The 12,314-nt window shown below is 59.1% G+C and carries 8 protein-coding genes and 1 tRNA gene; 3 read left to right on the forward strand and 6 right to left on the reverse strand.

All coding sequences use genetic code 11. From position 1 onward, the window contains the following. Positions 1-349: 349 nt before the first annotated feature. A complete protein-coding gene (locus AC4D16_RS14670) occupies positions 350-2,251 on the forward strand; it encodes a S9 family peptidase (RefSeq protein WP_490955513.1) in 1,902 nt (633 codons plus the stop codon). 124 nt (positions 2,252-2,375) lie between these two features. Here AC4D16_RS14670 and AC4D16_RS14675 read toward each other — a convergent pair whose 3' ends face one another. Further along, positions 2,376-3,101 carry a GOLPH3/VPS74 family protein gene (locus tag AC4D16_RS14675; protein ID WP_490955514.1) on the reverse strand — a complete coding sequence of 242 codons (726 nt, stop codon included), beginning with the start codon at positions 3,099-3,101 and terminating at the stop codon, positions 2,376-2,378. Between the two features lie 743 nt (positions 3,102-3,844). Here AC4D16_RS14675 and AC4D16_RS14680 point away from each other — a divergent pair. Together AC4D16_RS14680 and bla are read left to right on the forward strand one after the other, a co-directional pair. Beyond that, complete coding sequence (locus tag AC4D16_RS14680; protein WP_490955515.1) at positions 3,845-4,546, forward strand: CPBP family intramembrane glutamic endopeptidase; 702 nt, start codon at positions 3,845-3,847, stop codon at positions 4,544-4,546. A gap of 604 nt (positions 4,547-5,150) precedes the next feature. Next, positions 5,151-6,068 (forward strand): class A beta-lactamase, encoded by a 918-nt coding sequence (gene bla / locus AC4D16_RS14685; RefSeq protein ID WP_490955516.1) that lies wholly within the window; start codon positions 5,151-5,153, stop codon positions 6,066-6,068. Positions 6,069-6,593: 525 nt separating this feature from the next. On the opposite strand, the gene AC4D16_RS14690 is transcribed toward bla, so the two are convergent. The 5 genes from AC4D16_RS14690 to AC4D16_RS14710 all read right to left on the reverse strand — a co-directional run bounded on the left by AC4D16_RS14690 (position 6,594) and on the right by AC4D16_RS14710 (position 10,971). Continuing rightward, on the reverse strand, positions 6,594-6,962 hold the full coding sequence (locus tag AC4D16_RS14690; protein WP_490955517.1) for a hypothetical protein: 369 nt from the start codon (positions 6,960-6,962) through the stop codon (positions 6,594-6,596). A gap of 399 nt (positions 6,963-7,361) precedes the next feature. Continuing rightward, positions 7,362-8,168, reverse strand: coding sequence for a phosphotransferase enzyme family protein (locus tag AC4D16_RS14695; protein WP_490955612.1), 807 nt, complete (start codon positions 8,166-8,168; stop codon positions 7,362-7,364). 443 nt (positions 8,169-8,611) lie between these two features. Next, a complete protein-coding gene (locus AC4D16_RS14700) occupies positions 8,612-9,652 on the reverse strand; it encodes a PDDEXK nuclease domain-containing protein (RefSeq protein ID WP_490955518.1) in 1,041 nt (346 codons plus the stop codon). A gap of 209 nt (positions 9,653-9,861) precedes the next feature. Further along, positions 9,862-10,179, reverse strand: coding sequence for a hypothetical protein (locus AC4D16_RS14705; RefSeq protein WP_490955519.1), 318 nt, complete (start codon positions 10,177-10,179; stop codon positions 9,862-9,864). Between the two features lie 717 nt (positions 10,180-10,896). Further along, a tRNA-Ile gene (locus AC4D16_RS14710) sits at positions 10,897-10,971 on the reverse strand. Positions 10,972-12,314 lie beyond the last annotated feature (1,343 nt).

Consider the following 12,314-nt stretch of genomic DNA (forward strand, 5'->3'; position numbering starts at 1 on the left):
GACACCATCCGTCGCTGGAGTTCCGACGCGGTTCGTGCCCTGTGTACTTGCGCGGAATGCCCTTGAGGTGGCCTTGTCTGGTGTCACCGAGTGATCGATGCTGTGTCTGAGCTGAAGTCCTTACTGCAAGCTACAACGGCAGTTCACTCCGCTGATCCTCCGGTGGGCCACAGGGCTAACCTCGCTATTTGCTTGCGGGAGACGCGGGATCCCTCTGTAAAGAGTAGGTCCAGGCATGTGAGCATGACATCCCAAGCGTTGTGTGTACCTGATGTGCCCTTGTCGCCAGCGCGTCGATGGACGGGGTAGCAGGCGGAGGGCAGCGGAGGGCAGCGGAAGGAGCAGTGCTGTGGCAGGTGATCAAGAATCTCCAACCGGGCAGATAGAGGTCGAGAACTTCTTCGTAGACCCTGCTTTCTCCCATCCGCTGATCTCACCAGACGGGTCACAGATCGCGTACCTGGCTTCCGCTCTAGGGCGGCGAAACGTGTGGGTTCGCGGTGTCGACCAGGACCATCACCACGCAGTACGCGTAACCCATGATTCCCGACGTGGCATCACAAGCTATTTCTGGGCGGAGGATTCGCGATGGTTGCTCTACCTGCAGGACACCGACGGTAACGAGGATTGGCACCTGTTCAAGGTCGATTTGCATGCCCCAGAGCAACCCGCAACCGACCTCACACCGCTTCCGGCGGGGTCACGGGTATTCGGAGCTGAACCGCTGCCATCAAGGCCAGACACTGTGCTCGTCTCCATGAACAAAAGACCGACGGCCATCGACCTGTTCCGCGTTGATCTGGTCACAGGGGAGACAGTCTTACATTACGAACAGACAGATCCGTCCGAGATCGTCCTATTGAACTCCCTTGGAACGCCGGCCTTCTCGACCAAGATGACCGTGGAAGGCATACTCGAGATCTTCGCGATCGACGACGATACTGACAGGCGTCGTCTCCTCCGGCGCCTGGGAGGTGCTGAGTACCCGGTGGGTGTACAGCCCCAGGTCGTAACTCCCGACGGTAAAGGCCTGTTGATCGGTGCGTATCAGGATTCTGATGACTTGCGTCTCCTTCGAATCGACCATGAGTCGGGCGAGGAAAACGTAGTTGCCGCCGTTGCCGGGCACAGCCTGGACATCCTCGGCACGATGGCACCAGGTCTTCTCCCTCCAACAATCTTCACCAGCCGGCGAACCGGAAATGTCATCGCCGCACGGTTCGTCGACGACCGGCCCCGCATCGAAGTCCTGGATGACACTTTTGCCGATGTATACGCTGAACTCGCAAAGCTCTCAGATGGGGTATTGGGCACGCTGTCATCTGACCTGTCCGAGCAGCGATGGGTCGTTACCTTCATCCACGACCGCGATCCAGCGGTGACCTGGTTGTACGACCACGCCACCGGAAAGAGCCAACTTCTCTTCCGCCCTTACCCGCAACTCGATCCGGCAAGCTTGGCGCCAATGACATCGGTTCGTCTGAACGCTCGTGATGGGCTCCCCTTACACGGGTTCCTCACTCTCCCCACCAGCAGCGGATTGGAACCACCTGCGCTCGTGCTTCTTGTTCACGGTGGACCTTGGCAGCACGACACCTGGGGCTACAACCCCCAGGTGCAGCTTCTGGCCAATCGCGGCTACGCGGTGCTCCAGGTGAACTTTCGTGGTTCTACCGGATACGGACGAACCCACACTGTGGCCGCGATCGGGCAGTTCGCCCGCGCGATGCATACCGACCTCATCGATGCCTGCGACTGGGCGGTCGCGCAGGGTCATGCCGACCCGCGACGCATCGGCATCATGGGAGGGTCCTACGGAGGCTACGCCGCTCTCCTAGCCGCTGCCATTGCTCCCAAGTACTTTGCCGCGGCGGTCGACTATGTCGGCATCTCCGACCTCGAGAACTTCCTACGGACCCTGCCTCCATTCACGCGCCCTTACAGCATCAATAGCTGGTTCAGGTATGTTGGCGACCCTGACGATTCCGCTGCTGCTGCCGAGATGTTCAAGCGATCGCCGATCTCGATGATCCATCAGATCACCATTCCACTGCTGGTCGCTCAGGGAGCGAATGATGCGCGGGTCGTCCAGGCTGAATCAGACAATATCGTTACACCGCTGCGCGAACGCGGCGTTCCGGTTGAATATCTGCTAGCCACTGACGAGGGCCATGGTTTCGATAACCCGGAGAACAACATTCGATTGCACCGTGCGATCGAACATCACTTCGCGGAAAACCTCGCTAACTGATATGGCTGATGTTCTTTTCGGTGAAGTCCTTCTCCGTTTGCACGCCGGAGGGCGAGTGCTCGGATAGTTCGAGGTCGACCGCGTCGATGTGGGGATTCCCCTGTAGCGCCCGTCGATGGGGCAATCAATCGGGACGCAGAACCGTCGCGGCGATCAGAGGGTTGACCGTGATGGCCGTCATTGTCCTTGTCACTGCAGATCCGGCAGCATCGGCGCCCCAGTTCCCCTTCTGGATCTGCTTGCCACGGGTGTAAACGTCTTCGCTCCAGCGGATTTCGGGGTGGAAATGTGAGAGGGTGCCGCTGGCCGAGAGAAGGGCAATGGACGCGGCGGTCCGGGGATCGGGATCCCTGCCTTCGGTCAAGGCTGCCCGGACGGGGTCGAGGATCGCTGCGCGGCGCCTACTCCCCAGTGCGAGGCTCGTCGAGTTGAAGATGCCGAACGTCTTCGTCGCTCGGCTGCTCAGATCTCCTCGAGTAATAAGGCGTTCCAGTAGTGGGGCACGAAGCACAGGACCGATAGATGCGAGCACCGACTGCACGTTTCGGGGCTTCTCCGCAATGTATTCCCACGCGGATCGGAGATGCTCATCGGCAGGTGGATCCTCGCCGAGTGCATGCAAAGTACTGGAGAAGCGACCAGCTTCCCTAACCTCCGCTCTCCCTTTTAAGGCGAGATCAGCGATCACGGCACCTCCCAGCACGTAGAAGAGCGTGGTCTCTCCGGCGATGGTGCCCGAGGACGGCTGAAACAGCAGAAGAAGCACATCCTCCACAAGCGTCGGCGCAGGAATCACACCATCGCTTCTACCTTCCGTCGTCGAAGGGCTCTCATGCTCACTGCTCATCATCGTCTCGCTTCCACCAAGGTCTCGAACAGGTCGTCAAATCTCGTATCCCACTCCCACCCCCATGCCTGACAAACACTTGTCAGCCGGATTGGACGCGGGACGATACAAGCACTCGACATCTCATCTGATGCAACACCCTGTTCCAGCCACATGGTCAAGGAAGAGTTGGCTCTCGGACATCGACACCTGATAGTCAGCTTGATGAAGAAGGTTCGATCGATTGCTTCGGAGTGTCCCAGGCACAGTCGGCGCAGCACCCACCGGCCACTGCTCGTTCCCGTATAACCACCCCAACTTGACCATGTACCCGGAACACGGTGTCAGATCACGAATACAGCGATGGAAACTTCAATGCCATCCTTCGACATTCGAGAGGAACGCGTGGTGGGTATTCGGCAGCATAAGGAACTGGAAGAGGACTCGGACGCTATCAGCTCAGCGAAGTTGGCAACTCGGTTCGAAGGAAGACGCCGTCCTTCGGCAGCGCCTATCGGCCCGGTGGGGGTGACGAACCTTTGACCAGCGCTGAACTTCCCCAAGATCGGCAGCCTCTCCGCCTTGAGCGGAGCGACAAGACCGCTGAGGCTCTCATCCACACCAGACCTTTTGGCGTGCACACCCTAATGCCACGGTGGAAGTCCCTGATAATCCTTGGTGCGGCACCATTGACCTTGCTCATCACGCAGATCCTTCTATTCCAAGTAGTCGTACAGATCGAGGGTCCTGCTGATTCACTCCGACCAGTGCTCACTCCACTGACGATTCTCGCGGTCGGCCTCAGCACCGCCATTGCTGCGCTCATCACAACAGCGCTGATGGCCGGCTTGTCAGGCACATCGTGGCGGAGCATGTTCCGACATAACCGGTCATTCGACTGGCATCGCCTGCGCACTTACACCTGGGGCGCAGCCGCGCTGGTCGCACTAGGAACCCTCGTCACGACGCACATCGCCCCCGAAACCACTGGTTGGGGCGACCTCGAAGTAGGAACCACTGCACTCCTCCTCATCCTCATGGCTCTGGTAGCAACTCCGCTACAGGCAGCAGGCGAAGAGGTGTTATTCCGCGGAGCAGTCGTGCCCGCAGCTAGCTCCTGGTTTCGTGGCGTGCGTCCGGCGATCATTTTCGGCATCATCGTCTCAGGCGCGCTGTTCGCCGTGGTTCACGTGTCGGTGGAGCCATGGTTCGTCAGCTACCTCTTCGTCTTCTCCGCCTGCACGGTGATCATGGGGCTCATCAGTGGAGGGCTTGAAGCCGCGATTGCGTTCCACGTCGCCAACAACGTCGTCGTGGGGATCCTCAACGCGCTGTTCTCAGGCGATGGCACCGCCGCGCTCGACCGCGGCGCCGACTCCGGGCCGGGGCCGGCCATGATCATCCTGATGCTCATGAACGTTGCGGTAGTGATCATGGTGTGGCTACTTGAACGTGCGAGACGCACATGACACTCGTCGGACTCCTCAACCGGCAGGCCCATCCGACCTGAAGGTCGAGGTGTCCTCGCATCCTGACGGCGTTCCGAATCCGTTGATTCGCGGGAAGGCCGATGATCGTGGAGCAGTGGATCCGCGGGATCAGCAGTAGCCGGCAGACGCGCTCGCCTCGAATGGTCCGGCGGGTCGGTGCTCGCCGGACCACTTTTCTTCGAGGCAAGCATCTAACATCGTCCACACGATGCGTCAGGCCTAGACCCGCAAACATTACCGTTGCAAAAGCCGCGAAGGGACCCTAGAAAAAATAATCCCAGCCCATTCGGACTGTTGTGTTGAGGTGTACCTCAACGCCACACATGTGAATTGCAGCGGTGATAAGCGTTGGTTTCGCAGTGCTGTGTGGCCAGACAAGCCGCACGAGTTCCTTCCCCAGCGCGGAGCTAATAAGCGAACTCGTGTGTGCCGAATGCCGAATTAACCTGAGAGTTTGGCCACTGCTGCTTCCAACAGCTAACGTTGAAAGGCACCATTTGGGAGATTCCCACTTAGACGGAAAGGTTTCTACTTGTTTGATCGACAGCCCTCTCCTACTAGGCATGCCCTTCTCGGAGCGGTGATGATTCTCGCCCTGACCGGATGCGTCGGTGCGCCGGCGCCATCAAAGGAGGCAGCACCAACGCCTACCGCTACCTCGTCCGAAAAATCCTCCTCGACCCCTACATCTGGTCAAACCCTTATCCAGAAAAAAGACCAGGTTGAAGCAGAAATTGCAGCGCTTGAAACGGAATTTGATGCACGAGTGGGTGTGAGCGCCATAGAGACGGCCTCAGGTGGAACGGTGACCTATGGGGCTGAGGAGCGGTTCGGGTACGCGTCCACTCTGAAAGTCTTCGCTGCAGCGCAGATGCTGCGTCAAGTTCCATCAAACGAACGAAATACCAGAATCACCTGGACGCAGGGCGATGTCGATGCGGCGGGATACTCGCCAGTCACTAGCGCGAGCATCGACGAAGGCATGACTCTTATTGAGCTTGCCGAGGCCGCCGTTCGGGCGAGTGACAACACAGCTATGAACCTGGTGCTTGAACATCTTGGCGGCCCGCAGGCACTCGATGTGGCACTCCAGGACCTGGGCGATAACACCACCGAGGTCGTCAACAAAGAACCCGATCTGAACATCATCGAAGTGGGCCAGCTGGCTGACACCACAACGCCGACCGCTTTTACCGCCCTGCTGGCATCGTTGCTCGAAGAAGGTTCCATGGCGCCAGCGGACCGCGCCATCCTGATCGAGTGGATGAGCGATAACGCCACCGGGGATCCGCTGATTAGAGCCGGAGCCCCAGCCGGGTGGCAGATATCAGATAAATCGGGCGGAGCAGGACCTATACGCAACGACATCGCCGTGGTCACACCACCTGGACGAGCCCCGATCATACTCACCATCTTCACCACCCGAAACGACCCCGCGCAGGACTACGACGATGCTCTCGTCGCACGAACCGCCACCACGGTCCTGACCGCCTTCTCCTAGGTCCGCGTCGGACCATACATTCGTTGCGGTGCTACTTGACGCGCCAGGTGTACCCCAACGCAACAGGAACGCGACTGGTCGAACGCGCCGAGAAGCAGTTGAGTCGCGATTGAGTGGGTTGCACTCCTAGGGGAAATGAAAATGACCGGTTGCAAGCGTCGACCCACTGGTGCCTGAACGGTGATCGCCCGTTTCAACGAGGCTCGCTATGCTGGGGCTCATGTGGACCTACTGAGTCTTCTTCGACTCCCATTCATGCGCCCCTCTGCGGCGCGATCGAAAGGTTCACCATGACCACCTCCCTACCTCTGGAGCGTGTACACCCAGCACGTCATCGGCGACATCTCAGGCTCCTGCTTCGCAGAGGGATCCTTATAGATCAGTAAGTGCGATATAGGTGGTGTATGGCTGGTCGCTGTCAGCGCGGCATGCCATATATCCGCGTCAAGGGCCGTGTCCGGGCTTGAACTAGCGCTGAGGCGCGGTGCGCTGATGTGGGGCGGAAGCCGTAATCGGCTTTAAGGCCTACTGACTGAGGATTTTCTGGGCTGCTTGTTGTTCCTCTGGGTAGATCCCGTTCCAGCCGAACCAGCCGTCTTCGGTCTCAATGACAGCCCAGGTGTCGCAGACGAAGACCGTGGGGACGAAGGGGTTGGGAATCCAGTCAGGCGTGAAGGTCGGGGCTGATTGGCGACGGACTTCGGCGCATTCGGTCATGTCCAGGGTGCTTGTACTCGCGGCCAGGAGTACTGCTTGTTCGGTTGTTGTTGCTGCTTGCGTTCTGATCATGGTCGCGTCCGAGGGAAGCCAGGGTGCGGATCGGTCCCAGTTCCGGTTGAGGTCCTGCACCGTTGCGAAGTCCGCACTAAAGCGGTTGGTCACCAATTCGCGCATTGTTTGGATGGGGCTACCGAAGGCCGAATCCTCGATTGCGTCAACAGCGGAATGGAAGAGGGGGGTGCTACTCAGGCTGATGCCGCATCCCAAGATGACTACACTAAGGACCCCAATGATAAGGGGCTGGATCGGGCTGTGGCTTGAGAGAGTAGGGTTCCCGTGCGAATCATCAGGCATCCGAATAGTCTAGTGCTAGGCGGGACCCTGGGTCAGGTGGCCCCACCCACCAAAGGAGCCCTAGTATCGGCCATCCAAAGGACCTCAACAGAAGCCAGAAAGTCTCGGGCTGAGGACTCGTAGGGACCGCTTGTCTACGGCGGCTGGCACGTCCACCCCGCATCACGAACCTACATGCACAGGCGTTCATGACTACGCATCAGCTCGTCGCCGTGAGTGTTACGTCAAGTACACCCTGCTCAACGACGTCCCTAGAGAACGGCTGCCCATCCGCCGGTATCGTGCATCAGGGATCGCGTTGATGCCCAACCACAACACCAGTGCTTCGAGCCAGCGTCGCTCGGTCAACGTGAACGGTCGGACGCTTTCATACCCCTCGCGTAACGCGAGTCGGGTGGCGTTGTTCGTTGGGCCCCATTCTGTGAAACGGGTGCTGAGATAGACGCTTGCCTGTGCGAGGTCGTTGACTCGGTTATCGACCTGCACGTCATCGAAGTCGAGGATCCCGACAACCTCAGAGTTCCGCGTGAGGATGTTGGCAGCGCGGAAATCACGGTGTACCAGTTGAGGCTCATCCTCCAAATCGGGTAGCTCGTTTACGAGTTCGCGGAGTCGCAGGGAGTCCTCGGGGGCCCATCCGCGATCCCGATCACTCAGCCAAGTCGTCACTCGATCCCGGAGGTTCTCCGGGATCGGTGCCATCATCACGATGTCGTCGGAAACTTTCTCGAGGGCTTGATGGACTCGTGCCAGCCAAGCGCCGGCCGAGAAAACTGCAGTACGGTCTTCAACATTCAGCCAGCTCCCTCGTAGTGCGGGAAGTACCGTCGTCGAAAGAGGCCCGATCGGCCCATTCAACACGATCCGATCACGACCTTCCCTCGTCGGAAGTGGTGGTGCCACCGGGATGCCATTGGTGGCCACTGTGCGCAGGAGTCGGGTCGACGCGTCCAGATTGGCAAACTTCTCTCGTGCGCAGGACAACTTCACGACGACCTCGCCCAGGTTGGTCTCCGCCCACGCGATCGCGTTCTAATCACTTATCACCAGCCGTAGGCACCTGACGAAGTCGAGGCCCCATGTCTGGTCGAGTACGTTGGAGATCCAACCGGCAGCTGCGTCGAACCCGTCAAAGCCGAATCGCTCTCTCAGTGCGGACGCTGGCTGAACTGATTCCCACAGCATCGACAATCCAAGGGGTAGTGGCTCCTGATCCCCAGTCATGGGAGTAATGCTTGCATCCTCTCGATCTGTTGCGTTGGGGTACACCCCAACGCAACTGCGCAGAACACGCATGATCGCGTTGCAATGAAGTCGTCATGAAGCCTGCGCAACGAGTTCCTGGCACGGTCTAAACATGACGCATCGCAGGGCTCCCAGAGACAAATGGTGAGCGCCGCTGGTCGCCGAGTGGACCCTTAACAAATCGCCGATAACATAGGTTATGTCAACCTATGTTGACGAAACCCCTACTCGCTGCTGCTCGAGCTGATCTGGTCAAACGCTGCGGTTAGGTCATCAGCGGCTGGTAGGGCGCGTTGCTCGGCGGCCGGCAGGTTCTCATACGTGTAGGTCGAGACGGCCATCGGCGAGTCCGATCGTCCCAGGGCGTAGCGGACGGTGTGGTCGTTCTTACTACCGCAGATCAGGATGCCGACGGTGTCGTTGTGTGCATCGCGGCGAAGCTTGTCGTCGACCAGGGCTACGTAGAAGTTGAGTTTTCCGGCGTACTCGGGCTGAAACCTACCCGTCTTGAGCTCGATGACGAAGTAGCGCAGCTGCTCGACATGGAAGAACAACAGATCAATATAGAAGTCATCGCCCTCTACCTCGAGGTGCACCTGTCGGCCGACGAACGCGAAGCCGGGCCCGAGCTCCCGGAGCGTGTCGACAATCCGGTCTGTGAGGGCCTGCTCGAGGTCGCGCTCGGCAACCTCCCCTGTTAACCCGAGGAACTCGAAAGCATAAGGGTCCTTGGCTACCTGCTGGGCCAGTTCGGAATCAGGAGAAGCAAGCTGCCGGCTGAAGTTCGACGACGCCGCCCCCGTGCGCTCCATGGTCTGGTTCATGATCATGTTCATCAGCACGTTCCGTGACCACCCGTACTCGACGGCCGCCGCGGCGTACCAGGTACGGGCTTCAGGGCCGAGGTTCTTGTCGAGGATCGTGCGGATGTGACCCCACGGCAATTGCGCCACAGGCTGTGGCGCAATTGACTCCCCCTGCCAGTGCTTGGCGAAGGTAGCCATGTATTGAAGGTTCCGGGGCGAGAAACCGGTCATGTCCGGGAACTCGCTGCGCAGGTCGGACGCCAGCCGAGCAATGACCTTACTCCCCCACCCGTCCTCATCCTGACGGGCAAGCACATCTCGACCAACACTCCAGTACAACTCGATGAGTTGCGTGTTCACTGTCCTCTGCGCTGTCGAGCGCGCCAGACGGACACGATTCTTCAGTCGAAGGAGGGTTTCCCCGTACTCATCTGGCAGCACGGCGTCCGATGAACTCATTGGCTCATTCTGGCAGCTTGGATCTTCCTCCGCCCCCACAGACGAGTAGGCCTTCCGCGTCATACCTGTCGCGAGGCCTCCACTGCCGCAGCGACCTTACGCCAAGTCAGATTCGCGACGACGCAGCGAACGATACATCCGATAGCGTGCGGAGGTCGGGGCCATAAGTTGCCCTACCAGCTCCCAGCCCCTGCAGAGCCTCGGCAGGGTCACGAGGAGAATATTCGTTTGATCCCAGCCCACGCGCCTCGCTGAGGGTTCTGAATGGTTAAGTTGACCTGCTTCGTCGGGTCTGTTGTTGCGGCTTGGTTGTAATAAGTGCTCGCCGCTTGGAAGTCCTCGGAAACGCGTCGTGCAGCGAGCCCAAAAGTCACGACGAAGATACTTACCAGGAAGGGCCACGCCCAGCCCAGTACTTCAAGCCAGTCAGCGCCGATAAGCACTGCATCGGACCACACCTGCGAGGTGTAGTTGTTGAGGAAAACTGGCAGTTGCACACCGAGCAGCGCGGCACCTGCTAGGAGCATGGCCTCTGCTTGGTAGCGCAAGCTTTGCGCTCGAGACGCTGTCGTTCGAGCGTATGCCCGACACAGGATCGGGCTCATCCGCCTGTCATCCGAGGACGCGGGGCTCGGCCATCTTCCGGGCGTCAACGGCCATTCCGCAGGCAGGCTTGCCAGAACCTCATCTGTCACGTTGATAGCGGGGAACCGAAGAGACTGTCGCCACGAGCGCCACGAGGAGTTCACCTGCCCATACAGGTAGCGAGCGAGCCAAATGAACAGGGCAAGCACAGCAACGATGATGAGTAGCACGGCAAGTATCACGATTGAACCTCTGGCAGATGAGGTGCGGGAAGAGTGAGCACGGGCCAAAGGCTCGAGAAAAGCGCCAGTCCGGCGGCGAGTATCAGAAGCACAAGCAACACAAGTCCTGCCGCACTCAACCAACTGTCGCTGAGTGCTGAAGGCCAACTCACATGTACAGCGACAAGGCAGCACATCACCATGCTCCAGAGAGCAGTTACTAGACTAGCGCCCCAAAAAAGGAAGCGAACAAAGGAACGATGTGGTGTGTTCAACTCGATTGGCTTAACCGATATAGCTACCGCATCCCGTGAGGGACGTGGTTCGTTCATGCTGCTCTCTTTCTTGCATCTGCGCAGCAAGCTGAGATACACAACTGGCATGGAGTGCACAAAGATTTGATATGAATCTGGCCCCGGTCAGCGACCGGGGCCAGGAAGCCTAGGCGGGATTCGAACCCGCGACCTCAGACTACGTATCAGGTAGGCGCTCTATCCGCTGAGCTACTAGGGCACGAAGTGCTGACGAGACTCAGCCGTTACTGAGAAGCGCCAGCGCTCAGTGCGAGGTAACGAAAAAATAGCATTGGACGGCGATTATTGCCACCTGGTGCTGTGTATGTCGACGCGTGCAACTCACTTGGTTGTTGCCGGCTGCGTATACGGCTGAGGCCGCCCGAGAAGTACTCGAGCAACCTCAGCCAACAGCCTCATCCCTTCCCCAAGGTTGAGGCTGCCTGTGATTTCGTTGCCTTGCTCGTTGAGTTCGAAGCTAACTTCGAGCCCGCCTTCGAGAGAGCTGCCTTTGAGGGCTTGCCACCTTTGCTCATAATGTTCACCTCCTTCGTCTGGTTCCGCACACGAGCATCGGGCTGGCGTCAGCCGCTGTACTAGACGGCTATGCCTTGCTCTTCAGCACCCAGGTCACGGCCTTGCCCGCATACGGAGGCATAACGTTGCCCCTCGCGATCGGCGCGGTCGTGCTCGGGGATCCCTGCACTGCCCACACTCCACTTTCCGGGCATTTCTCGCCGGTCTTCGCTGTAGCTCCAACGTTCGCCATCTGTTGATCCGATCTGTCGACTGCCCGGCCGGAGGAGGCCGGTGCAACCACTCTAGGCTGGAGCCCTGCGACTAAGCAAGCGTTTTACTTAATTTCCTAACAAGCCATTAGTGCTCGTACTACATCACAGCCGTAGCCCTATGTGCTTCGCGCGCCGTGCTTTACTCGTCGTATGTACTCTTGGGATGACGTCGGAAGCAGCTACCTAGACGACGCTGCGGGGCGCCTTCATGAGGTTGGGGTCGTTGAGTGGTTCCACCAGACCATTACGGATGTGTGGCGCATCAACACTGCCCGGTTCGAGCCTGACGCGCTGGGAGACACGGCTCGAGCGTTCGGGATCTTGTCCTCTGACAACATTCAGCAGCGAACGCTTGTCGCTTCGCGGTCGGAGTCTCCCCCGTGGCGGCGGGACGAAGTGCGGGTACGGAACCCCGAGGGTTCACTACTTGTCTCTGCGTGCTCTTTCGACCTACACGTTGTGAAGGCCCCGAGCACCCTCAGCAGGATCCCCGCATGGGAGCAAGACTTCAACTGGACATCGAAAAGCCAGACGCGGCTGTCTGCCGCGACCAGGAATGCGGCTCGCCTTGCACCTGTTCTCGGAAGTGAGAATCAGTTCGCCCTCTTCGATCAGTACCCCCAAGCAAACGCTCACTTGGCTGTTGAGGCTTGTAGGGATCTTTTCATCGTTTGGAGCGGCGAACTCGCGACAGGTCTAACGGCGGGATGGCTGGGCATCCCGCGCGTCGGAGACTCCGCCTGGCTGGCGGTCCAACCACTGTGGTGGGACG

The sequence above is a fragment of the Arthrobacter sp. TJ-236 genome, from assembly GCF_058269235.1.

What these genes read in the sequence shown, in the direction of transcription:
- AC4D16_RS14675 (WP_490955514.1), bottom strand. Translation starts at nt 3,101, where the DNA reads ATGATGAGCAGTGAGCATGAGAGCCCTTCGACGACGGAAGGTAGAAGC.
- bla (WP_490955516.1), top strand. Translation starts at nt 5,151, where the DNA reads ATGATTCTCGCCCTGACCGGATGCGTCGGTGCGCCGGCGCCATCAAAG.
- AC4D16_RS14690 (WP_490955517.1), bottom strand. Translation starts at nt 6,962, where the DNA reads ATGCGCGAATTGGTGACCAACCGCTTTAGTGCGGACTTCGCAACGGTG.
- AC4D16_RS14700 (WP_490955518.1), bottom strand. Translation starts at nt 9,652, where the DNA reads ATGAGTTCATCGGACGCCGTGCTGCCAGATGAGTACGGGGAAACCCTC.
- AC4D16_RS14705 (WP_490955519.1), bottom strand. Translation starts at nt 10,179, where the DNA reads ATGCTCCTAGCAGGTGCCGCGCTGCTCGGTGTGCAACTGCCAGTTTTC.